This window comes from Kordia sp. E, assembly GCF_056033805.1.
This window is the reverse complement of record NZ_JBRASR010000002.1, coordinates 1-24,102: the sequence shown is the minus strand read 5'-3', so window position 1 is coordinate 24,102 and position 24,102 is coordinate 1. Positions and strand designations below refer to the sequence as shown.

General features: G+C 31.6%; 27 protein-coding genes. 12 read left to right on the top strand and 15 right to left on the bottom strand.

Features of this window, described 5'->3' with window-relative positions; translation table 11 throughout:
- Positions 1–291: 291 nt before the first annotated feature.
- The 6 genes from ACUUYC_RS02845 to yiaA form a co-directional block, all read right to left on the bottom strand.
- On the bottom strand, positions 292–513 hold the full coding sequence (locus ACUUYC_RS02845; RefSeq protein WP_474263635.1) for a hypothetical protein: 222 nt from the start codon (positions 511–513) through the stop codon (positions 292–294).
- A 6-nt stretch (positions 514–519) separates the two neighbouring features.
- Complete coding sequence (locus tag ACUUYC_RS02840) at positions 520–1,074, bottom strand: GDYXXLXY domain-containing protein (RefSeq protein ID WP_474263633.1); 555 nt, start codon at positions 1,072–1,074, stop codon at positions 520–522.
- A gap of 2 nt (positions 1,075–1,076) precedes the next feature.
- Complete coding sequence (locus tag ACUUYC_RS02835) at positions 1,077–2,351, bottom strand: DUF2157 domain-containing protein (protein WP_474263631.1); 1,275 nt, start codon at positions 2,349–2,351, stop codon at positions 1,077–1,079.
- Between the two features lie 34 nt (positions 2,352–2,385).
- A complete protein-coding gene (locus tag ACUUYC_RS02830; protein WP_474263629.1) occupies positions 2,386–2,721 on the bottom strand; it encodes a hypothetical protein in 336 nt (111 codons plus the stop codon).
- A 24-nt stretch (positions 2,722–2,745) separates the two neighbouring features.
- Positions 2,746–3,219 carry a hypothetical protein gene (locus ACUUYC_RS02825; protein WP_474263627.1) on the bottom strand — a complete coding sequence of 158 codons (474 nt, stop codon included), beginning with the start codon at positions 3,217–3,219 and terminating at the stop codon, positions 2,746–2,748.
- A gap of 91 nt (positions 3,220–3,310) precedes the next feature.
- Complete coding sequence (yiaA, locus tag ACUUYC_RS02820; RefSeq protein ID WP_474263625.1) at positions 3,311–3,784, bottom strand: inner membrane protein YiaA; 474 nt, start codon at positions 3,782–3,784, stop codon at positions 3,311–3,313.
- A 179-nt stretch (positions 3,785–3,963) separates the two neighbouring features.
- Between yiaA and ACUUYC_RS02815 the strand changes: the two genes are divergently transcribed.
- Entirely contained in the window at positions 3,964–5,508 is a 1,545-nt protein-coding gene (locus ACUUYC_RS02815) for a tetratricopeptide repeat protein (protein ID WP_474263623.1), read from the top strand.
- Positions 5,509–5,766: 258 nt separating this feature from the next.
- Here the strand turns inward: ACUUYC_RS02815 and ACUUYC_RS02810 are convergent, their stop codons facing one another.
- Together ACUUYC_RS02810 and ACUUYC_RS02805 are read right to left on the bottom strand one after the other, a co-directional pair.
- Entirely contained in the window at positions 5,767–6,780 is a 1,014-nt protein-coding gene (locus ACUUYC_RS02810; protein ID WP_474263620.1) for a hypothetical protein, read from the bottom strand.
- 137 nt (positions 6,781–6,917) lie between these two features.
- Entirely contained in the window at positions 6,918–7,088 is a 171-nt protein-coding gene (locus ACUUYC_RS02805) for a hypothetical protein (protein ID WP_474263617.1), read from the bottom strand.
- Positions 7,089–7,299: 211 nt separating this feature from the next.
- Here ACUUYC_RS02805 and ACUUYC_RS02800 point away from each other — a divergent pair, with 211 nt between their 5' ends.
- Positions 7,300–8,709 carry an SMI1/KNR4 family protein gene (locus tag ACUUYC_RS02800; RefSeq protein ID WP_474263615.1) on the top strand — a complete coding sequence of 470 codons (1,410 nt, stop codon included), beginning with the start codon at positions 7,300–7,302 and terminating at the stop codon, positions 8,707–8,709.
- 171 nt (positions 8,710–8,880) lie between these two features.
- Here ACUUYC_RS02800 and lysS read toward each other — a convergent pair whose 3' ends face one another.
- Complete coding sequence (gene lysS, locus ACUUYC_RS02795) at positions 8,881–10,569, bottom strand: lysine--tRNA ligase (RefSeq protein WP_474263613.1); 1,689 nt, start codon at positions 10,567–10,569, stop codon at positions 8,881–8,883.
- 170 nt (positions 10,570–10,739) lie between these two features.
- Between lysS and ACUUYC_RS02790 the strand changes: the two genes are divergently transcribed.
- Positions 10,740–10,898 carry a YqaE/Pmp3 family membrane protein gene (locus ACUUYC_RS02790; protein WP_474263611.1) on the top strand — a complete coding sequence of 53 codons (159 nt, stop codon included), beginning with the start codon at positions 10,740–10,742 and terminating at the stop codon, positions 10,896–10,898.
- A gap of 91 nt (positions 10,899–10,989) precedes the next feature.
- Here ACUUYC_RS02790 and ACUUYC_RS02785 read toward each other — a convergent pair whose 3' ends face one another.
- A complete protein-coding gene (locus ACUUYC_RS02785; protein WP_474263609.1) occupies positions 10,990–11,211 on the bottom strand; it encodes a hypothetical protein in 222 nt (73 codons plus the stop codon).
- A 177-nt stretch (positions 11,212–11,388) separates the two neighbouring features.
- On the opposite strand from ACUUYC_RS02785, the gene lipB reads away from it, so the two are divergent.
- From lipB to ACUUYC_RS02750, 7 genes are all read left to right on the top strand, one after another.
- Complete coding sequence (gene lipB / locus ACUUYC_RS02780) at positions 11,389–12,093, top strand: lipoyl(octanoyl) transferase LipB (RefSeq protein ID WP_474263607.1); 705 nt, start codon at positions 11,389–11,391, stop codon at positions 12,091–12,093.
- On the top strand, positions 12,090–12,563 hold the full coding sequence (locus ACUUYC_RS02775; RefSeq protein ID WP_474263605.1) for a hypothetical protein: 474 nt from the start codon (positions 12,090–12,092) through the stop codon (positions 12,561–12,563). Before lipB ends, ACUUYC_RS02775 begins: the two co-directional genes overlap by 4 nt.
- Positions 12,564–12,573: 10 nt before the next feature.
- Positions 12,574–13,047 (top strand): hypothetical protein, encoded by a 474-nt coding sequence (locus tag ACUUYC_RS02770; RefSeq protein WP_474263603.1) that lies wholly within the window; start codon positions 12,574–12,576, stop codon positions 13,045–13,047.
- Positions 13,048–13,055: 8 nt separating this feature from the next.
- Positions 13,056–13,535, top strand: coding sequence for a hypothetical protein (locus ACUUYC_RS02765; protein ID WP_474263601.1), 480 nt, complete (start codon positions 13,056–13,058; stop codon positions 13,533–13,535).
- Positions 13,536–13,630: 95 nt separating this feature from the next.
- A complete protein-coding gene (locus ACUUYC_RS02760) occupies positions 13,631–14,026 on the top strand; it encodes a hypothetical protein (protein ID WP_474263599.1) in 396 nt (131 codons plus the stop codon).
- 8 nt (positions 14,027–14,034) lie between these two features.
- Positions 14,035–14,520: a hypothetical protein gene (locus ACUUYC_RS02755; RefSeq protein WP_474263598.1), complete on the top strand. Its 486-nt coding sequence runs from the start codon at positions 14,035–14,037 to the stop codon at positions 14,518–14,520.
- 12 nt (positions 14,521–14,532) lie between these two features.
- Positions 14,533–15,003, top strand: a complete 471-nt coding sequence (locus ACUUYC_RS02750; protein ID WP_474263596.1) for a hypothetical protein — start codon at positions 14,533–14,535, stop codon at positions 15,001–15,003.
- Positions 15,004–15,259: 256 nt separating this feature from the next.
- Here ACUUYC_RS02750 and ACUUYC_RS02745 read toward each other — a convergent pair whose 3' ends face one another.
- The gene (locus ACUUYC_RS02745; protein WP_474263593.1) at positions 15,260–17,710 is read right to left on the bottom strand and encodes a hypothetical protein; all 2,451 of its coding nucleotides are present in this window, start codon (positions 17,708–17,710) and stop codon (positions 15,260–15,262) included.
- 215 nt (positions 17,711–17,925) lie between these two features.
- Here ACUUYC_RS02745 and ACUUYC_RS02740 point away from each other — a divergent pair, with 215 nt between their 5' ends.
- Complete coding sequence (locus ACUUYC_RS02740; RefSeq protein WP_474263591.1) at positions 17,926–18,126, top strand: hypothetical protein; 201 nt, start codon at positions 17,926–17,928, stop codon at positions 18,124–18,126.
- Between the two features lie 58 nt (positions 18,127–18,184).
- Here the strand turns inward: ACUUYC_RS02740 and ACUUYC_RS02735 are convergent, their stop codons facing one another.
- From ACUUYC_RS02735 to ACUUYC_RS02720, 4 genes are all read right to left on the bottom strand, one after another.
- Positions 18,185–18,508 carry a hypothetical protein gene (locus ACUUYC_RS02735; protein WP_474263589.1) on the bottom strand — a complete coding sequence of 108 codons (324 nt, stop codon included), beginning with the start codon at positions 18,506–18,508 and terminating at the stop codon, positions 18,185–18,187.
- A gap of 29 nt (positions 18,509–18,537) precedes the next feature.
- Positions 18,538–20,064 (bottom strand): prolyl oligopeptidase family serine peptidase, encoded by a 1,527-nt coding sequence (locus ACUUYC_RS02730; protein ID WP_474263586.1) that lies wholly within the window; start codon positions 20,062–20,064, stop codon positions 18,538–18,540.
- A gap of 68 nt (positions 20,065–20,132) precedes the next feature.
- On the bottom strand, positions 20,133–20,513 hold the full coding sequence (locus tag ACUUYC_RS02725) for a hypothetical protein (RefSeq protein WP_474263584.1): 381 nt from the start codon (positions 20,511–20,513) through the stop codon (positions 20,133–20,135).
- Between the two features lie 73 nt (positions 20,514–20,586).
- Positions 20,587–21,183: a ribonuclease HII gene (locus tag ACUUYC_RS02720; RefSeq protein ID WP_474263581.1), complete on the bottom strand. Its 597-nt coding sequence runs from the start codon at positions 21,181–21,183 to the stop codon at positions 20,587–20,589.
- 291 nt (positions 21,184–21,474) lie between these two features.
- On the opposite strand from ACUUYC_RS02720, the gene ACUUYC_RS02715 reads away from it, so the two are divergent.
- Positions 21,475–23,457, top strand: coding sequence for a putative porin (locus tag ACUUYC_RS02715; protein WP_474263579.1), 1,983 nt, complete (start codon positions 21,475–21,477; stop codon positions 23,455–23,457).
- Positions 23,458–24,102 lie beyond the last annotated feature (645 nt).

The window sequence follows — 24,102 nt, the reverse complement described above, 5'->3', positions numbered from 1 at the left end:
CCTGTTCAATGTTTTTTGAACTATTAATTAAGATGTGATTTGGTTGGATAGGGGTGAATATTCTTATCGAATGTAGAGAATAATCAAACACTGTATACTACATTTTGTATAAGCGTTAAACATTTTGTGTAAGCGTTGAATTTTATCTAAAAATTATCATAATTTTCAGTAAAACAATGTCTTAAAGTGGAATGTGAGTGAAGAGGATTTATAATTATTTACACAAAAAAACACCATCAAACTTGAAGAGCTTGATGATGTTTTGTTTTAAAATTGATACAATTTAGAGCTCTATTTCTTTATATATTTATTTGGATTGTAACTAATATCATTTGCCAACGCATCAATAAATTGTTTCCCTTTTTTATGATAGTTCAATAACTGTTTGTTGGTTAATACGTGTTCAATTTCATACAACCCAATTGTTCCGCAAATGACCGTTAAAATATACGATCCAATTTCGTTGACGTATAGTGTGTATTTCCATTGTTTTTTTAAGAGTTCTTTCATCATCAAAAATTACTTTGCAACGGCATCTTTCATAGAAACACCATTGACCATAATATCCGTTAATACATGTGTGCCATTTTTAATATGAACAATAGCGTAAATGTCATCTTCTTTTCCATTACGATTTAATTCTCTAGCTAATACTTCTGCATCGTATGCTTTGGATTCTTCCATATAATACCTGTCAAAAGGCAACTCAAAACGGATAAGGCCATCATGGTAATTATTAATTTCTACTTTTATATAATCAAATTCACTACTAGAAAAAGGTTCTTTAACAAGCGTTTCTATAACTGCAAAGCCGTTTTCATCTTTTGAGAAATATACATATCCAGTATCGTAACTATCCCAACTTACATCTTTGGTTTCAAAAGAATTGATTTGATAGTTAAGCGTGATATATTTTCCTCTAAACGGATCATTTGGATCTACAGGAGCCGTTTTAAATTTGTACACATTGTCAGATCCAATAGTACATTCGTATTTGTATACAATTTGAGCGGAAGCGGCAATTTGTGCAATTACCATTAAACTAAAAAGTATGTATATATATGTTTTTTTCATCTTTACTGAGTTTTAGATTTCTGTTTTTTTAGCATAATATAATTCGCGGCGAAAAAACCTACACCAGCCAATACAAATAGTAATCCTCTTAATTTGAAAGGAATTGTATCATCAAAAAAGCGACACGCAATTAATACGGCTATAATTAGCATTCCATAATTGAGAATACCAAAACTGAATGAATCTGTGCCAATTTTAATCGCCATAATTCCTAATACGAATAATAATATGTTCACTATAATCGTTGGTAAAAGATCATCAAAAAGCCCAAGCATAAAAATCATAATAAAAAGTAGAAATACATATTGAAATAAGTTCACTTCTCGTAGCTTTTCTAATTTGCTACTGAAATAAAGGACAACACATGTAATTGCAAATAAAATCATTGCAGAATAGAATTCTAACGAGTCAAAATGTACATCATTAAATTCATGCTCCCATGTGTGACGAAAACTTAATATTAGTAATACGATTACAGTTCCAAGAGAACCTAAAAATCGATATCCGTTTTGAAGTAGTGATTTGTTTTTAAAGTATGGAAGTTGTCCAATATTGTATAAACCTCCAAATAATGTAACGTACATCAAGAAACCAATTCCTTCACTGCTATCAATACAAACGGGCAAGGAAACAATTAAACTCAATGGAAAAAGCCAGTGTAAAACGCTTACAGCGGGCGATTTCAAATTGTTTTTAATCATTTTGATATACATTGGTAATGGTAATAAGAGTAATAAGAAATACGTATGTGGAATTGTGGTGTTACGACCATAACCAGCTTCAAAAGCATAATACGTACTAAAGATGAGGTGTAATACAATTGCAGATGTTGATTTGGTCAAATAAAGCAATGGAATGCATAACGCAATCCAAACTAGAAGAAACGATTCTAGATCGCCAGAAATATTATAAATTTGACTTACCATCGCAATACATGCGCCAACTCCAAAGAATAGAAATACGGTTGAAGTTTCTTTCCAAGTTTTACTTTTGTTTTTATAAATACTGAAACCTAACCCTGCTTGACCAATTAACATCGGTAGAAAAGCTAAAAAAACTTTTGTTAACCGTGAAAAGTTATCCCAATTATGTGCCATAATTAAAATAATTCCCAATCCGATTAATGTTGCGCCTAAAATCCCGAAAATCGTAAACAATCTGCTTGTGCCAGATTCTTGTGATGTTTCGTAATAGGTTTGTATGTTTTGAGCAATCTCGTCCGTAATAATGCCGTTTTCGACCAATTCGGGCAATGCTCTTGTGATTTTTGAACTCATAATTTTAATTCTTTAATCATTAATAATATGATTCTTAAAAGTTTATTTCTTCAATAAAAACTCCATCTTCATCGTACGCTATTCTTTTTTCGACGACTTCCTCTCCTTTTATATACGTAGCAATAAAAGCAATATTTCCATTTTCATGATACGCAACGGATGTTCCAGTGAATTTCTTCTTTTTGTATAGTAAATAACAGGTTGTTTTATCTTGCGGATGCAAAAACAACCAACTGACTATATCAGGGTTTGTTTCACATTCTTCAATAAGCACATCATGCTTTAAATTTCCGTTTCCATCGCCATCTTCACCATATTTTGAACATGAAATAAAACTAAGGATTAATAAGGTTATAAGTATTTTTTTCATTTGATTAAATGTACTGATAAAAATTTATCTTTTTTTATGTTTTAGATATCCGCCAAATGCTTGTAACGTAGCCGGAATTATAGAAGCACTCAGTAGTATAATGTGTTTGATAATGATAGGTGTTCCGTATCTTCGTGTATACTCAGAAAAATAAAAAAGCTCTTCAATTCTGCAGATATACAATCTATAAAAAAACCAGTTTCCGCCGCTTCCAGTTTTCCAATTCAAATCTGTTGGAGAACTGATAAAGGCAACTAACCAAATGCAAATACCAACAATAGCGATAATCCAATAACTGCTAAGTTGAAACTTTTTAGTTTTCTTTGTGACCCAATAACCGCTTAGGATATAAAGGCTTAAAATTGTTATAAATTGAAAACCAATAAGTAACGTTTTTACAATCTCACTTTCTACATCTTCATATAAATGGATATATAAAATAACGGAAATATAAGATATGAGTATGTGTGCTGAAAACAACTGAATGTGTTTTATCATTATCGTCTAATTGGTTGTTGTTTTCATAAAAGTAAAACCTCGCAACAACATATGCAATTGTGCTACGAGGTTTCTGGTAATCAACCAACATTTATCCTTCTTGTTGTTTTAATGCATGTAAATCTCTTGTATTTTTTTGTACGGCTACCGAAGCAAATAAACTTAGTGCAAACGACATTCCGTAAAATCCTTTTTCGCTCAATTCTAATTCGGCATTCCACAATCCGACAACTAATAATAGGATAGAAGCTACGGTTGTAAACCAACTTATTCCATAATAAATATCTGTTACAGGAACACCTTCCATTCTATCTCTTACAGATTTCTGTACCGAAACCACCGAGAACAATCCGAATAATAGAATAGTAAAGTAGTATCCTTTTTCGTTCAATTCCATGCCTGCATTCCATAATCCTACGCAGTAGGCAACCATTCCAATAAATAATGCTGCCCAAGCTGCCGAAATAAAAGCTGGCGTTGGTTTAAATGGATTTTTTTCTTCTTTTTTAATGTTTATAGATTTCTTTTTTTCTTCTTCTGAATTTAAAAATTTTTGATTTTCCATACTACTATAATTTAAATGTTACTTGATTTAATTTTTGTTTTTGATTACAGGACAAATATGCGATGGTATTTTTGGCTGCAAAATTCAATTTTTCAATAAAAAGGACTATATTTATATAAATTTTAATTATTTAAATAATTGATTATTAATTTATTAAATAATATAAAACAGACGATATAATGATTGCAATTGATGTTATGATTTCTCAGTTTTCTAAAGAAGAACAGCAGGAGTTTATAAAATATCTTACCTATAAGAACAAGCGTCACGACACGAAAAACGTACAATTGTTTAAGTTGCTGCTCGCAAATTGTCCCGCAAAGGAAATTCCTAAAAAGTTATATGGAACCGATAATAAAAGTGCGTATCATGCATTGCGAAAGCGTTTGTGGAGTTCGTTACTCGATTTTATGGCAACACAAAGTCTTACGCATGAAGTTTCCGATGAACTCGATATAACCAAGCGTGTACTCGTTGCTCGAAACTTATTACTTCAAAAACAATTCAAAACAGCTTTTAAAGTATTAAATAAAGCAGAAAAGAAAGCGCGTGATATTCTTCACTTCTCGTTACTAAACGAAGTGTATCATACGCAAATACAATATGCGCATACAACTTCTTTTGCGCCACCATTAGAAACGTTAATTGAAAAATTTACCGCAAACCAACAAGACTTTTTACAAGAAGAAAAGTTAAACATGGCATACGCAGTCATAAAAGAAAATGTGCAAAAAGTGGTATACAAAGGAGAAATTATCTCGTTTCAAGCCTTGATTCAAGATACGTATACACGTTTTGGAATTTCACAAGAAATAGGCTTGACGTATAAATCGTTGTATCAATTAGCACAAATGGTGAGTTCGGCAGCCTCAGTAACGAAAGATTTTTCTACGATTACGCCTTTTTTGCTGGAAAACTATAAAGACATTTCCAACCGATTGAAACAAACCGACAAACATTTATTTTATCATATAAAAGTATTATACATTATTGCGAATATATTTTTCAGAAAGAAAGCATTTGCGGAAAGTTTAGAATATTTACACTTGATGCATGAGGAAATGGAACGACAAAAGCGAAAATTTTATAAAGGTTCATTCTTATCGTATCAATGTTTGGTGGCACTAAATCATAACTATTCAGGAAATGCTACTGAAGCCATTTCTATTTTAGAAACAATTATTCAGATAAAGAAGTTCGATTTAGAAGTAATGTTAGATGTGCATTTGAGTTTAATTGTATTTTATTTTCAGCAAGGAGAATTTAAAAAAGCACAACAAGTATTTTCTAAATTTTATCATACGGATAAATGGTATGAGGAAAAAGCTGGCGTAGATTGGGTCATTAAGAAAAACTTAATTGAGTTGTTATTGCACATTGAATTAGGAAATATTTCCTATGTAGATTCACGTTTTACGAGTTTTCAACGAAAGTATTATCCGTTTCTTAAAAAATCGGGAGAACAGCGTGTAATTACATTTTTGAAATTCGTTAAGCAATATTATCAAACACCTGAAAACGTAACTTCCGATACATTTTTAGCAGCTGTAGAAGCTTCCTTTAGGTGGAAATCTCCAGAACAAGAAGATATATTTGTCATGAGTTTTTATGCTTGGCTAAAAGCCAAAATGAGCAAAGCTGATTTGTATGAAACTACAGTGAATTTGGTGAAGGCATTTAAAACAAATAAAAAAGCGAACTATAGACGTTTCCTAATTAAATAAATAAGATGATCAATGATATAAGTAAGGCAAATAATAGTGATACAAATTATAAGTGTTGAAAAACTCATGAATATAGATTTTTTAAAATTCTCTAAAAGAGAAGATAGGGTATTATCGAGGCAATATTTATGTATGAAACAATTTACTCTTAAAATGTCCTACTAGTTATATTGATTTTAACATAGCTTTATCATTTTTAAAAATATCAAAAGCGACTGGTGTCTTTAAGAATGTTACGTCAAATGAAACTGTTATGTATTATCCGATTTTTAAATAATAATTCAGATATTTTCGTAAATAGTTATAGTTCGGATCTTTTTCTCCTCTTTCTTTAGAGATGAATTGAAAGAAATAACGTTTGTTTTTGTACTCTACAAGCGTAGCTACACCATATATTATATTGCCTTTTGTTGAAATAGAAAATTCTGTTTCATTTATAAGTAAACCATCAACACTATACTCTTTTGGATATTGATACAAGAAATAACCATTATAGTTGTTTTCAGCGATCTTTTCACGTAAAATACTCCATTGCTCACTCATAGATTGTTCCGCAACTTTATCTTGAACATCATAGAAAAAGTGATATTTAGAATACGATGTTAAAATAGGAATAGTTGGAAACGGTTCCGAATCATATACATGAAAACCCTTAAACAAGCGTACTTGTACATTTGGAATAATATCTATTATAGAATCTTTTTTAAGTTGTGTAATTTCCTGTAGTCGTTTTTCTTGACCAATAATAAAAGCTGCCGCATTAATTTTTGTTCGCTTTTTTGGTGGTGGAGTCGTTACAACTCGTTCTTGAGATACTGGATCGTATCTGTCAGGAATATCATTTGTAATAGTATCTGAAGATGAATCTCCTATGTTTAATAAAAATCTAAAAAGAAAAAGAACAGCAACAGCAGTAAGTGGCCATATGATTTTTGGATACGAACTTTTCTTCTTTTTGTGCGTAGTACGTTGTTTATACGCTTTATCTTGTTGCGAATACACTTCAAAATCTAACGAAGGCTTTTGCGTTTGAGTAGTACTTTCTTGTATTGGAGTTACTGAAGTTATAGGAGTTTGCGTTTTAGGCAGGTTTCTATTTTCAGGTTTTGGTGTTCTTTTTTCTGGCGTACTCTTTTTTCTCTCATCCTTATTACTAGTTCGAGTTCGTTCGTTTTTTTCAGTACTACCAGTACTAAACTTTAATTTTCGCTGATCGTCTTTCTTATCGCGCGAACGTTTTTTATCATATCTGGAATCTCGAGAACGCTTCACTTATAGTTGTTTTATTTATGTTAAAGATATAAAAAAATGAACTCTAGTGAGCGCAGATATATCGTAAATAAAAAAAATGCCCAAGAAAATAATTTCTTAGGCATGTTAAATTTTATTAGATCAATTTAAATGACTGATTAACACCAAAATGATGGGCAATCACGATCTAATGTATCATCTGATGGTCCGATAGGACATTTAATGATAAGAGACATTTTACCTCTTCCACCTACAACCGTAAATTTTTCGCTTAGACTTGAAATTGATTTCTTGTTTAATTTTAAACTGTTTAATTTCTGTTTTTTCATAATGTTTAAGTTTGTTTTAATAATGAAATAAAAGTACCAAACATGCATTTTGAAACAAAAGAGTTGATATCGCAATACAAGGAACGTATATGACAAAAGGAGGAATTGATTCTATAGATTATTTTCACAAACTAGGTTTATTTCTAGTAGATTCTTTATTTTAACTGAATCGAAAAAAATAGATTTGAAATTCACTCATATTGGATAGATCATGACATACTTTTTAATTTTTGGAGTAAAATCTTCTAAACTTAAAGAAAAAAGACTTACTTCAAATACGACCTGCCCTAATTGCCAACGAAAAAGCTCTTTTGTCGTAAAAGGAGAAGCAAACTATTTTCATTTATTTTGGATTCCTGTAATTCCTTTGCTAAAGGAACTATATGTAAAATGTATAGATTGTCATAATACAGTCGCGGAGGAAAATTTCCCAGAAGAGATTAGAAAAGCTGTACAACAGGAGAAAATCAGAAGACCAATATGGCATTTAATTGCGCCAATATTTATTTTGTATAAACTAGTTTCTGCTATACTCTTTTTCGGATCTGCTTATGTAGAAGAAGTGATGCAAGAAGTAAAATACGAAGATGAAAAAGCGGCAGAAGCGGTAAAAGTTGGACAAAGGAAAGAAGTATTTGCAAACGATAAACAAAGTATACAGCTTACACCTAGTTTTGCTACAGATTCTATCTCGTATACCATAAAACAAGAGTTTCAGTTTTCCGAATATGACCTAAACGAAGATCAAGTTGCACTTTTATCTAAAATTGAAGATCACAAGTTATTATTGCTAATTGACGTAAAGGAAGCAAGAAAACTAAAAGAAGTAGAAGGTTGTGTGCTGGTAAGTCAAATTAAAAACTTTTTAATACAGAAATATCCAAAAAAGTACTATAATTACTTCATTGCACTCTATGAAAATGATAATTTGAAGTTGTTGCATACGCCTGCTGAAGCATATAAAACTGAATACGAGTCGCCAACTCCGCTATATGGTTTTTATGCAACTGATTGGTATTATGAAAAAAATAAAGATGTATTTAAAAAAAAGCAAGAAAAACTACAACTATTTGCTGACTACGGTAAAAAAGATGAAAAAATCGCAGCAGTTGATCTTGTTAAAGAAGAAAAAGCATGGGAAAAGATGCGTGCTAAATTTAGATTTTCATATAGCTCAAGACCAGCAAATGAAGAGAAAAGTGGATTGTATGAATGTAAATTTACGTTGGAAACGGGCAATATACTTCCAGATGAATTGAGAAGAATGTTTAAACGACATGATGGAAATGGTCCGTTTCTTAGTTGGAACTTTTTCTATTCAAAGACAAAAAAATCATATGCAAGGTATGAGTACGCAACCCTTGCTGCACTTAGGAAAAAAGATGAAATTGACGAACGATTATTGCCTGTATATGCAAGTCCGTATTGGATTCCTTTTTATGATGATGATACATTTTCCTATGCTGTAGATATGCTTCCAGGAAAAAAAGGACATGTAGGTCAAATCATTTTAGTAAAACCTAAAAAGAAGCCGAGATATATTGCAAAAAACATGACAGAGTTCTTAAAGCTATTTCACGATGAAAAAGTACCAACGGATTTCGGAGACTGGATTCGTTAAAAAAAAGGCTGTCTAAAAAGTTGAATTTTCGTCAAACCGAACTTGATTCGGTTTCTCATAATCATCGTAAATCATTATGATGAGATTCTGAATTAAATTCAGAATGACGCTTTCAATTACTTTTTAGACAGCCTTTTTATATTTGATAATTCGTAGTTGAATTTATCGAAGCTAGACAATTTCTACAAAAAGTCCATCATCGTTTTTCTCAACTTTTGCTAAATTGTTTTTTGTCAATTCTTTCACAGATTTATCCCACTTCTTGTTAGATAATCCTGCTTGCGCTTTTAAATCAGCTAACGGTAATTTTTCAGCTTTCTTTAAAATTTCCAATACAACTTTAGCTTCATCTGTTAATGCAACTTGTTTGCGCTCTGGTTTCATTTGTGGGAAGAACAATACTTCTTGGATAGAAGGATTATTTGTTAAAAACATAATCAAACGATCCATACCGATTCCCATTCCAGAAGTTGGAGGCATTCCGTATTCTAACGCACGTAAAAAATCGTGATCTATAAATTCGGTTGCTTCATCGTCACCTTTTTGAGCCAATTTTAATTGGTGTTCAAAACGTTCACGCTGATCAATTGGGTCATTTAACTCAGAATATGCGTTTGCAATTTCTTTTCCACAAACCATTAATTCAAAACGTTCCGTTAACTCTGGGTTTTCACGGTGTTCTTTACATAGTGGACTCATCTCTTTAGGATAATCTGTAATAAATGTAGGTTCAATATAATTTCCTTCACATTTTTCACCGAAAATCTCATCAATCAATTTTCCTTTCCCCATTGTTTCATCAACTGCAATTCCCATACCTTTGGCAGCTTCGCGCAATTCTTCTTCAGATTTTCCAGTAATATCAAACCCTGTAAAATCAATGATAGATTGTGTCATCGTCACACGTTTGTATGGTGCTTTAAAGTCAATTGTATGTTCACCAAATGTTGCTGTTGTTGTTCCGTTTACGGCAGTAGCACAGTGTTCTAACAATGATTCTGCAAAATCCATCATCCAATTGTAATCTTTGTATGAAACATAGATTTCCATGGCAGTAAATTCAGGATTGTGTGTACGATCCATTCCTTCATTTCTGAAGTTTTTAGAAAACTCGTATACACCATCAAATCCACCAACAATCAATCTTTTCAAATACAATTCATTGGCAATTCGCATGTATAATGGAATATTTAATGAGTTGTGATGTGTTTCAAACGGACGTGCCGCAGCTCCACCAGGAATTGGTTGTAAAATTGGCGTTTCAACTTCAAAATAACCAGCTTCATTAAAGAAGTTACGCATAGCGTTAAATAACTTTGTACGCTTTACAAATACTTCTTTTACTTCCGGGTTTACTACTAAATCAGCATAACGCTGTCTGTAACGTTGTTCAGGATCATCAAATTTATCGTAGACAACACCATCTTTTTCTTTTGGAAGTGGTAATGGTTTTAAAGCTTTACTTAATAAAGTAAAATTCTTTACCATTACTGTTTTTTCACCAACTTTCGTTGTGAATAAAACACCTTCAATTCCGATGAAATCACCAATATCTAGTAATTTCTTATATACATCATTGTAATGAGATTTGTCTTCTCCAGGGCAAATTTCATCTCTGTTAAAATACACTTGAATTCTTCCGTCGGCGTCTTGTAATTCTGCAAATGAAGCCGAACCTTGAATACGACGCGACATCAATCTACCAGCAATTACAACCTGTTTATCTTCCGCAAAAGTTTCCTTTATCTGTTTCGAAGTATGATTTACAGGATAAAGATTTGCAGGATACGGGTTAATGCCAAGTTCGCGCAACTTTGAAAGTTTTTCTCTACGAACGATTTCTTGTTCTGATAATTGCATAGTATTTTGTGTAAATTTTAAGTTCGCAAAGATAAATACATTTCATTAGTATACCAATGTATTGATTTGGAAATATTTGAAGTCTTAGCGTTTGCAGAGCATATTATCTGTAACATTTCGGTAGTTTATGAGTCATATAAGTATCATCAATCATCAAATTAAAAAACATTATGAGTATATGGAGAGTATTATTGGCAATTATATTTCCACCATTATCTGTATTAGATAAAGGTTGCGGATCAATAGTAATTGTCTTTCTTTTGTGGATATGCGGTTGGGTTCCTGGAACCATTGCTGCGTTAGTAATCCTAAATAATCCAAAAAATTAAATAGAGATTTACAAAACAAAATAAGAAGTAGCAATTGTATGTTCAATGCTATTAAAAGAGGAATTACAGCTGTAATTCCTCTTTTGTTTTTTTAACAATCTACACACCAAGATTCACATCTTGAATTGCAACATTGTGTTATACAAATCATAGGAAGATTTGTATGAAGTGTTAATACAACTGTTGGGCTTGGACATGCTAGTAAACTAACAGCATTTTGTGCCTGATTTGCTTGTGCATCTTGTAATCCTCCTGCAATATGAGCAACATTACTTTTCTTTAATGATAAAGATTTTAGTGATTTTTTCTTCATGATATTCTGTTTTTGTTTCAAGGCAAAGAACTTTAAAAGTTCAGTTTTATAAAACAGCAAATCCACTATTTCTATCATAGGGAAAACACGGATGTTTGTACAGGAATAAATAGTTTTGTTAAAAAGAATCTCCTTTTTTGATAATGTCGTATTTTTGTAGTTGAAAATAGACAGGCTTTGAACAAAACGATACAGGTACAGGATTTAGGAACGAAAGATTATAAGGAAACTTGGGATTTTCAAGAAGAATTATTCAAAGGAATTTTAGATACAAAAATTAAAAACAGACGTGAAGATGCAGGTTTAGAAACGTCAAATCACTTTTTATTTGTAGAACATCCACATGTATATACATTAGGGAAAAGCGGTGATATGTCTAATTTATTGTTAGATGAAACGCAACTTGCAGCAAAAGGTGCTACTTTTTATAAAATAAATCGTGGAGGTGATATTACCTATCACGGACCTGGGCAAATTGTAGGTTATCCAATTTTAGATTTAGAAAACTTCTTTACAGATATTCATAAATACCTGCGTTTGTTAGAAGAAATGATTATTCTAACCTTGGCAGAATATGGCTTAAAAGCTGGTAGAAGCGATGGTGAAACAGGCGTTTGGTTAGATGTAGGAACTCCGTTTGCGCGTAAAATTTGTGCTATGGGCGTTCGTGCAAGTCGTTGGGTAACGATGCATGGATATGCGTTAAACGTAAATGCTGACTTAGGTTATTTTGATAACATCATTCCATGTGGAATTCGTGGAAAAGCGGTGACTTCTTTACAAGTAGAACTTGGAAAAACACATGTTGATGAAAATGAAGTCAAAGAAAAATTATTACATCACTTTCAAACACTTTTTGAAGCGGAATTACTAAAAAAATGAGAGCCCAAAAACTTCTTTTGACATTCTTTACAGGGTTATTGACCATGATAAGTTTGATTCTTGGATCAGTAACTTATCTCTTAGGATTACAATCAGGAGACTCTAGTTCTTCTAGTACAGCAATATTTTTCCTAGGTTGTACAGGAGCTTTTAGTGTATATTTTCACATTAAGACAAAAGAACTCTATCCTTTTCATGAATTTAATAAGCCTTTAGAAGAACTTTCTAAGAAATATTGGGCATTACATATTTCTTTTGGCTTAGTATTGTTTATTCTTGGCGCCAGAGCTATTTCAATTGGGCTTGGAACAAATATGGATTCTTCTTTTTCGTTTGGGTCTATTTTTCCTCTAGTTCTTGGTTTGTGGACTTTGATAGATGTGTATCTTTTAAATAAGTACATTGTTTCATATAAAGAACGTCGTGAACGTCAGGAAGAAATTGATGATATAAAAGGTGTGACTAAATAAAATACCATACATGCGAACCATAAAAAATATACTTATAGTAGTCACAACGTTACTCTGTATACTTATTTCTGGTGTTATCTTTTTCTTATTGGCTTCAGGAGATGAAGTATTGACAAGAGTATATTTTCTTTTTTTGATACTGTTGGTTGTTGTTGGATATCATTACAAGAGTAATGTATATTACGAAGATAAAGTATTGAAGAATTTAGAAAAGAAACTCGTATTAGCAGCTAGTTTCGTTGCGTTGGGATTTAATGGATATATCGTATATCAAACCTTTATTGCATTAGTTGGTTACGGTGTAAATTTCTATAATAATATCTTTGTTTTAGGTTTGAATCAACTTATTGATGTATCTATTTTTCTATTTGGACTTTTGGGTGTTTTTGAAATTGTACAGTTGCGCAATAAAATAAAAAGCGTAGAAGAAAAAGTTTTATTAGACGATGAAATTGACGATATTGGAAATTCAAACGTATACTAATATAAATCATGCGTATTGCGAAAGTATTTTTATTATTAATTACTGTAGTTAGTAGTTGCTTTTTGTTGTTTGCAATGGGTAAGATGCTTTCCGCAGGTAGTCGTGTTGTATGGTTTAATTATGTATTTGAAGTCGTAGCATTTACAATTGTGATTTTAAACTTCATTTATCATCTAAAAAGTTTGCGCTATTACGAAAGTCAAAATAGTGAAAAAGGAATTGAAAAGTTTCCGAAAATATTGCTAGTAGCTTCACTAATTTTTTCTTGTTTCTTTTTATGGTTGGTTGGAGAAATCGCTATGTTTTTATTTTCTAAAATAGAAATGGGCATGTTTCAGGATTATCTCTCAGACGGATTTGTAGCAATTGTTTTTATGGTTATTGGAGTTACAGGTATAGTAGAAGTAAGTACATTCTATAAAAAACTACAACAAGAAACTATTGAAACTGATGAAATTGACGATATTGGTAACGTATTAGGTTTGTAATTTAAAGGATGCGCTTTTTAAAAATCATATTAATCTTATTTTCCATAGTAACTTTATTTGCTATAACTTTTGTAATTGTGAGTGAATTTAATGGTATGTTAAATAAAATTCCATTATTAGCTTTAGTATACTTTGTATTGATAACCATATTATCAATCATACATATAGTATATCATATTAAAAGTTTTCGTTTTTACAGACGAAAAGAAAAACAAAATTTAGACAAAAAACTATCTAAGTTTCATTGGATCGGAGCCACTTGTTTATATGCTTTTTTACTATTTCTTTTAGGACAAGGAATCTATAACAATTGGTATCGATATTGGAGTGGAGGCTATAAATGGGATGATATATTATTTATAGCTTTGTTTCTTATTCCAGCATCGATTGGGTTTTTAGAATTCTTCTATTTAAAGAAGCGTATCAAAGAATTAATAGCGATGCGAGATACTAAAGAAGAAATTAACGATATTGGAACTTCTAGTACATAAATATTTGCATGATACGTTTACTAAAAATACTTCTTATTCTAGCTTCTTTAGCACTTGTTGTCATTATTTTATATGTAATTTTTCATCAAATGCTTGGTCAGTCATGGAGTAATGTACCTTTTACAGTATATCTGTATTTAAGCATCGCTTTTATCACAGCTACTTTAAATATTGTGTATCATATTGTGAGTTTTCACTTTTGCAGACAAAAAGAAAAAATAGATTTCAATAGAAAAATACCAAAAGTTCTATGGATTGCGAGTATTTGTTTTTCAATTTTTTTACTCTACGTTAGTGGCGCGTCGTTGTATAGTTTTTTACGTTTCATACAATACGATTTTGATAACAAACAAATACTTTTCATTCTCACTTTTATGGCTGCAGCATTTGCAGGTTTTTTAGAGCTTTCATTACTAAGAAAACGAATTGAAAAACTCCGAAAAGAGCAAGAAACTAAAGATGACATTGAAACAATTGGGAATTCAATTATTTAAAATTCAGGCAATATGCGTGTTTATAAAATCATACTTATTTTATTTCTGATAGGATTATTTCTTTTTCTAATATTTGGGATGGTAGATATTTACAACGATTCTGAATCTAATGGAGAGTTTATTTTTATTTTCTTATTTGTAGCTATTGGAATGATTTTAGGGTTATTGACGTTATTTTATCACATAAAAAGCTTTCGTTTTTACAGAAAATCGAAGTATGATGAAAAAGAAGCGAAAATCTCTATTTTTCTCTTGATTCCAGCAGTAATGTGTGGCGTTTATTTTCTATTATTTGGAATTTTTGCAATGTTAGGAGTTTTGGCAAGTAGAACTGAGTTAAGATTTCTAATACTGTTTGCTGTGATTGCTATTGCTTTATTTGGAATCTTTAGTATTCTTGAAACGATACTTTTACGCAAGCGCATAAAGAAAATAAAAAAAGAGCAAGAAACTAAGGGTGAAATTGAAACGATAGGGAATTAGTATTACATGTTGAGAAAGTTTCACGATTGACTATTGATATCTCATTTTCTATTTTTACTTCAAAGTATTTCTCGATACAATTTTCTATCGAAAATCACTCGAAATGACGTTTTAGATTTTTAATTTCCATCTAACATCTAACATCTAACATCTAACATCTAACATCTAACATCTAACATCTAACATCTAACATCTAACATCTAACATCTAACATCTAACATCTAACATCTAACATCTAACATCTAACATCTAACATCTAATTCAACTTATACACCAAAACTGTATTCTTTTCACCTTTTGTTACAAACTCTAACTTCGGATCTTTGTCAAAATTTTCTAAATCGATTGCCGAACTTCCAAAAGCAGGAAAGCCAGGAATTGACTTCGCATTGCTATCATATAAATACACTTTTTGTGCATCAATATCTGTAATTGCAACATAGATTTTATTTCGAATCAAGAAGATTTCAGGTTTACTGTAGGAGCCAAAATCAAGTTCAACAGTTTTATCTTTAATATGTAATTTGTTTTCAAAGAAACTTACCAAGGTTTTAGTTGTCATCACTACATCATGACTTTCACCAACTGGTAATTTTGTTTTGTCTATTTGTCCTTTACTATCAACCTGAATCAAGTTTCCATCACGATCAGAAGTCGTAAACAAGTTGTTGTGAATGTATACTTTATTATTAGAAAACTGAATATTTTTCTTTACAGTAATTCTTGGTGCGCCAGTTCGTGATAAAATATGAAGCTTTCCATTGTTTTCTTGAAACGTAATATAATCTTTGGTAAGCACTCTAAAATGTTGTGGCGCATTCATAAAATCATTCTCCGAGCCTGAAAACTTAAATCCTGAAACTTTTTTTCCAGCTTTATCACGCATTGCTACTTTATTTCCTTCCGTAAATACAAAACGATAATTTTTAGATTTATCATAATCAAAAACAGCGACTGCTTGTGTATATGAAGTTGTTGCTTTTGTTGGATATGGTTTTACATCTTTTCCGTTTCTATCCAAAATGTAAAAGGATTGTGGCGTAGTTAATGCCAATTGTAAACGCCCATTTTTATACAAATCTACTTGTGAAACGTCACCTAATAACTTTCCGTCTAATTGCTTCTTCCAAAGAATTTTCCCTTGTGTAGAAATCAAATACAGTATGTTCGATTCATCTTGTACAATAACTTCTTTTCGTTTTGTAATATGATTTTTTACAAACTGCGGATCAGTTGCCACAGGATTATCCAATACAATATTCAAAATTTGCGAAACCGTATTTTCTGTTGGTTTTGCCGTATTACGTTTCAAAATCCCATGAACGTGCGCATAATTGCTTCCTTTTTCATTCGTAAACTGCAATGCCGCAAATGGATAATCATCTACATTAATACTTAGAATTTCTTTTTGATATGATTTTTTTGTGCTTTCCGCGAATGTTCTCTTAAATTTATTTGTGTTTACAAATGATAAAACAGACGATTCATCACCTAAATCTCCCATCGTTTCTTGGTAGTTTTTTTGAAAAGCAAGTGTTTGTTGATCACTGTACAATGCTGATAAAATATATAAATCTTTCAAGCCATCAACATTTGTGAAAACAATATATTCATCAAGAATAATAAAATATTGATTGTCAAATGTGTCTATAAATGGCGTAAACTGACCTTGAAAAAGTTTGGTGTCTTCGTTTTCTCGAATTGCGTTATATCGAGCTTGACTCTGAACAGGATTATTTTTTAATTGCGTAGCAGCTTCATTACTTGAAGAAATAAAGCGCAAACCTGTAAATGTATTTCCGTTAAAAGAAAACGTACTGACTTCTTCCAATGCGTCTAATAGTGAGTTTTGAGTTTCCGGATGAAACTTCTCATACGAATCAAATGTAATTGAATTGAAATGTGAAAAGATTGGCGGAATTACATTTGCCATTTTATGTTCACGTGGTGACGTGTTTTTTAACGAGCTCAATGCATGAGACAACGAATCGTTTTCTGTAATAATTCCTGTAAAGGATATTTCATCTTGTAAAATATCAATATCTAACGCCATTTGTTCGCCAAATGTGGCAACAAACTTGGTGTTTGCGTTTGGAAATATATGTTTTAATAATGGAGAAAGCTGTTTTGGAGTTGCTAACAAAGTTGCCGATTTACTTTCGTCAATAGTAGCATATACTTTCTTTAATGGTTCAGGAATGATGGCTTTTTTATAAGATCGAATACAATTTTCAATCAATAACTTTGAAGAAGAATTTACAAAAACGCTATCTGCAAAGAATGAATAGTTTAGTTGTTCGCCAATTTTAGTTTCAATAATAGTGGTGTCATTATAAGCAATACTTTTAGTTGTTGTTTTTTGAAGTGAATCGAGCACGATTAAATCAGGATGTGATTTGGTGACAAACGTATATTCAAAACTATCTTTTCCCAATTCATTAAAACATAACAACGATTTAGAGTTTGGTTTGATGTATTTCAAATAATCTACAAACGAATTAAAATCTTGTTTAAACTTTGGTTTCTTAAACGATTGTAATAACTGATTGTTTTTAAGTTCGCTTTGAAATCCTTCAAAATCATTAATCTGCAAAATAACTGCAGCATCTTGTGGTGCAAACTTTAATAAAGCATATTCTTTAGGAGTTTCTTCGGTTGTACAACCAATGATAAAAATGGTAAGAATTAACAGCAGAATTCTTTTCATGAAAAATCTATTTAAAAACATCAATAATGTCGTTGTTCTTTGTTGAGTGAATGTTACAAAAATATAAAACTTACACGATTGTAAATTATTGTTGTCGTGATAGAATTACAGTTGTTATTAACAATCCAGTAAACGATTCTAATAATAGTTTATTTTTTTTGGGTAATGAATTTTTGAATTATACCCTTAGAAGTATAACATTAAAATTTATTAGTATGAAAAAAGCAAAATTAAAAAAGCTAAAATTAAGTAAGCATACTGTTTCAGAATTAGGAGCAGATGCAATTGTTGGAGGAATTAGCGGTGGCGCTTGTCAACCTTCAGGTAGTGTTACAGTTCCTGCAACGTTAGGTTGTGCGCCGTTTACACTTCCAGTTATCTGTCATGGTAGCGCTGGTTGTTTTCGTCGCGGCTAGGAAATAAAAGTATTGCTAGAAGCGCTTTCATATAAATTGGAAGCGCTTTTTATATGTTTTACTTTGTTGGTAATGACATCACATAGTCATAACTTTCGTTTAAATAGTTGGCAAGTTTGTCTATATCATTCAGCATTTCATCAGGAATTAATACATAACCTTTCATGGTTGCGCCGTGCGATTTGTAGTAATCTGAGTTGAATTCTTTGATATACGTTTCTTGAACTTCTTTTCCATATCGAAACCCAATTTCGCCAGCTTTGTTGAGTAATCCAAACATATGTCCATTGGCTGAAGTGTAAATCATCTTCTTTCCTTTACGCTCAAAGCGAGCACATTTATCCACAATAGCATCAAAAATCTTAAGTCGTTCTTCCCACATAAAAAATAATTTAGAAGATTAAAGTTAGGCTATTTTTTCAATTGTTTCAAACGATTTACTGCATTTTGATTTTCAGGATCTAGTGCTAATGATTTTTTAAAGTTGATTATTGCATGCTGTTGATCATTCATAAATAAATACACTTCTGCCAAACTATCAAATAAGTTTGCTGATGTTGGATAAGCATAAATAGCGAATTTGAACACTAAAATTCCTTGATGTGAAGTTTTTGGGTTAAAGCTTAATTGCAATCCAAGATTATTTAATTTCCATTCTGCTAATTCAAGGTTTGGATACTTTTTAAGGACTTTTTTATATAAACTTTGTAAATCTTTGTACTGTTGCTTTGCAGCAAGATCATTAAAATGTTGGAATGTAAATGATTTTGGAAGTGCTTTTTTAGAAGTTTTTGAAAGCAATTCAGAAGAGATTCCGTTTTGTGCAGGAGTATTTTTTAAAAATTGCAACGAATTTGAATCATCTTTTAAATATGCGTTCAAAAAATGTAACGTATAGTTTGAAACAAGTTTGTATGAAGTAAGAATCTTTTCATCACTTTTATCTTGACGTTTATCTCGTGGTCTAAATAGAATGCCAAACGAACTAAAATTTGAGTGTGTTAAATCGTGAAACTTCAATTTATATGCGTTGCTGTGTACTAAACTATCGTAAAATTCAAATTCATAATTTAGTTTCGGATCAATCTTGTCAGCTTTCAATACAGTTTCAGGAATATGTTTTTGTGCCATATGAATAAATGGAACATCAACTTTTAGAATATCAGCAAAAGGAGACGTTTTCAACGTTTTATAATTATAACGAATGCTTCCGTCCAAACTTACAATAGCTTTTATATAGTCGTTACGCATTTGTGCTAACACATTAGACAATCCGCCAAAACTAAATCCCATTGTGGCAATTTTTTCTGTATCAACATATGGAAGCGTTAATACTTCTTGTACTAAAAACTCAATATCACGCGCTTGTGCTTCTAGGTCTTTTTCGGTGCCGCCAGTAAAATATTTTGTATCTGCACCACGACTTGGACTAGAAATAACAACATATCCATGACTAGCTAAGTATTCGCACAGTACAAAATTTTCTATAGAAGATGCTTCATAACTTGGTGCATATATAATGACTGGGAATTTTCCGTTTGCAACCTTACTATACTGAAAAGCGTTTGTTTCATTGTTTAAAATTGCTTTGTTGTGTTCGTTGTTTACAGGATGCGGAAACCAATTCAATAAATGTTCGTTGGGTAAATGTTCCCATTCGCGCTCAGCTTTAAAAATTTCTAAATAGGAAAGAATAGTGGTTTTGTTTGAAGACGCTTCCATTGATGGATACCAGATGCTTATTGGAATTGGACGTGGAATGCTTTTATTTGTCCAATGAAACACTTTTTTATACGTCCGAGTAGCATCAACTTGTTGATACTGTTTGAAACCTACGTTATATATTCCGTGTTTTAAGTTGAAGTCTTTCGGAGAAACTTGCCCGAATACTGAAGTTGAAAAAATGATACAGACAAAGATGCTTAACAATAATCTCATGGTTGGTGTTTACCTTTAGAGAGTATTCTTTTAGGATAATGTTACAGTTTTAAAAAATGTAGGTGCAACTACTGTCTTTCAAATTTCATTAAAGGACCATCACTTTCTGGTTCGTCAGCTAAAAATAAGTTTTCACCTTCAAAATAATAATCATATGCTACAGATTCTATAGTAATGGAGTTTGTAGTCAATGTAAAAACATATGTTCCACTATCTAATATTTGTAAATTTTCGTTAGCAACATTGGTAACTGTAACTGCATTTTGAGATGTGTTAAAATTCCAAAGATGATCTGCTTGAAAATTTGGTGGTGCGCATTCGCATGAAACATCAATCATTTTCCAGATTCCTCCTATTGGATGATCGACAACATAGGTAGTGTTATCATCAGTAGTACAAGAAAAAAATAACCCAATACAGATAAACAGAAGAAATGATTTAAATTTCATAATAATCGGTTTTAATATTTAGTAGATGCAGTATGTGTAAAAAGGTTGCGTCTGGAGAAATTTAAATATAAAACTATAAATCCAACGAATATTGTTCAGGTAGCAATCGAAACGACATACGATGATATTTTGTAGTACCATATTTTTTAATGGCTTCGCGATGTTCTACAGTTGGATATCCTTTATTTTGTTTCCAGTTATACATTGGAAACTCTTCATGAATTTTTGCCATGTACGCATCTCTATATGTTTTTGCTAAGACAGAAGCAGCGGCAATATTCATATATTTTCCATCACCTTTTATAATAGTTTGATGTGGAATCTCTTTATATGGTTTAAATTTATTTCCGTCTACTACAATATGTTCGGGTGTTATAGAAAGTTGATCAATTGCTTTGTGCATTCCCAAAATAGAAGCATTTAAAATATTGATTTTATCAATTTCAACAGGAAAAATATGTGCAACACCAAAAGCAGAAGCTTTCAATTCTATAATAGGACGCAATATTTTGCGCTTCTTCTCACTTAACTGTTTGGAGTCATTGAGGATATCGTTTTTAAAACTTTCAGGCAGTATAACGGCAGCAGCTGTAACAGGTCCGGCAAGGCATCCGCGACCAGCTTCATCGGTTCCAGCTTCTAATCCATCAAGTAATTGTAGTGTTAGCATAAGTAAAATAGTATCAAACAAAACTATTCTATCTTGCATTCAATTCAAAATAGAAACTATTATAAATAAACATTCTTGCAGCAAATCTAAGAGCTCAGCGAAGCAAAATGTGTTCAATGTTTAGTCGTAAGCTTAGCGATATTTAAATCTCGATTATCGAGTGAAAATCACAATTTATGATTTCAATAACAATTCAAGGCTTTTTATTTCGTTCAAAAAGTATACTTTTGTCAACGAAGCCTCTAAAAGATATTGGTTTATAAATCGTTTGCACGTTAAAAAACAAAACAAGTGAAGCACATCCTTTTCGTTATATTTTTATGTATTTCCATTTCTTCTGTAAATGCACAGACTAAATTTGAACCTGTAGAAGGGAAAAAAGAAAAGATTAGTCAAAAAGGAGAGCGCGGCACTAATCCTAATAGTGATAAGTCTTCTGAGAAAGATAAAACAGCAAAACGAAAAGAATACGATATCAATCTTTACAAAATCATTACACATGAACGTGACTCGATGGTTTTTGATACAACGTTGACAATTGAAAAAGAATACAAATACAATTACTTACGTAAAGACGAATTTGAATTATTGCCATTCTCTAACTTAGGTCAATCATACAATCGTTTAGGATATTCATTTGACAGACCTGCAGCTTTTCCAAGTATAGGAATGCGCGCAAAACACTTTAATTATGATGAGGTAGAAGATGTGCGTTATTTTAATGTGCCAACACCAACTACAGAACTGTTTTTCAAAACGGCAATGGAGCAAGGGCAATTGTTAGATGCATTCGTTACAATGAATACTACGAAACGCACAAACTTTTCTATTGCATACAAAGGAATGCGTTCGCTTGGAAAATATCAAAACATACTAAGTAGTACAGGGAACTTTAAATTTACAGCAAACTACCGAACTAAAAATGATCGGTATGCAGTTCGTGGACATTTCTACTCTCAAGATGTATTAAACGAAGAAAATGGTGGTCTGACAACGGAAGGACTTGCAGATTTTGAAAATGGCATAGACGAATTTACGGATAGATCGCGACTTGCAGTACAATTTTCACAAGATGTAGAAAATTTATTAGTAGGAAAGCGTTACTATATAGAGCATGACTACAAAATACTAAAGCAAAAAGATTCATTGCGTGATTCAAACTTAAGAGTTGGTCATACATTTAACTACGAAACCAAATACTACATCTACAGTCAAGCTGCATCAAGTGATTTTTTTGGAGATAGTTTTGTGGCAAATGGATTGCGAGACCGAGCACAACTTCGAAAACTATTCAATCAAGGAAGTGTAAGTTACAGAACGAAAACCTTTGGAGATGTAAAATTCAAAGCAAATCATACCAAATACAACTACTTCTTTAATTCTATACTATTTACATCAAATAATAATAATGTGCTTCCAAACAAAATAGAAGGTGATGTCATCGCTATTGGAGGAGAATGGCGACATACAATTGCCGGTATAGATTTACGAGCTGATTTACTAGCAAATGTTTCAGGAGAACTTGGAGGAAACTATTTCAAAGGAAAAGCAAAATACAAGTTCAATGATGATGCAAATGTAGAGGCTTCTATTGTTATCAATTCCAAAGCACCAAACTTTAACTTCATTATCAATCAAAGTGATTATATAAATTACAATTGGCGAACTGATTTTAAAAAAGAACGTACACAAAGTTTGAACTTTAGTTTCAAGTCGAAAAAATGGTTAAATGCAGATGTGAGTTTTACGTCAATGGATAACTATGCATACTTTTCAGGATTAGATACAAGTCAGCAAATAACACCAATACAATCACCAGATGCTATTACGTATCTAAAAGTTAAAGTTGGGAAAGAATTCCGTTATGGAAAATTTGCATTAAACAATACTGTAATGTATCAAAAAGTGACACAAACAGGAGACATCTTCAATGTGCCTGAACTTGTAACGCGAAACACGCTATACTTTACAGATAAATGGTTCAAAAAAGCATTATTCATTCAAACAGGAATAACCTTTAGTTACTTCACCGAATACAATGCAGATGGCTACAGTCCGTTATTGGGAGAATTCTACAGTCAAAATCAACAAAAAATAGGAAGCTTTCCTCGTGTTGATATATTTATAAATGCCAAAGTAAGACGAACACGTATCTATCTAAAAGCTGAGCATCTAAATTCATCCTTTACTGGATACAACTTTTTCTCTGCGCCAAACTATCCGTACAGAGACTTCATAGTGCGTTTCGGTCTCGTTTGGAACTTCTTCTCATAGATATCCATAGTCTCAAATAAATCAATTAATAGATTCACAAATAACGTTTGTCGAAGCGGGATTATTGAGTGTAGTCTAATTTATGGGGTTTCCATTTTCTTTTACTATTAGAGTAAACGAAAACTGGCCACGCTCTCGCGAGTCGCTCTCACTATATATATATGTTCTACCAAGTGTATTTAAATTATAGTCTTAGCGTAGTCGAAGTAATGATAGGTAAAGGTGAGGAGCTCCAACAAAAGCTCCATCGTTAACCCGATTAGGTTACTTATGATTACCTATATAAGATGAAGGAAGCATTTGTGAATTAAATACAAAAGGAATTTTTTAACCAAACACCAAACACCAAACACCAAACACCAAACACCAAACACCAAACACCAAACACCAAACACCAAACGAGTAATTGAAATAAATTTGGAAAATAATTTTGTGATGTAAAATCCTTGTAAATAGGTTGTTGTGTTGGGGTTTAAAATAAAAGGTAAAAAAAGGTAATAAAAAGGTTGTGAGTTTACAAAAGGTATTTATATTTGCAGCCGCTAAAGAGGAAACGAATTAGCTAAAAAAGTTCTGATAGTTATTGATTTTTTGGAGGAAAAAAGTTTTTTAAAAAATAAGTTTAAAAAGTTTTGGGATAATAAA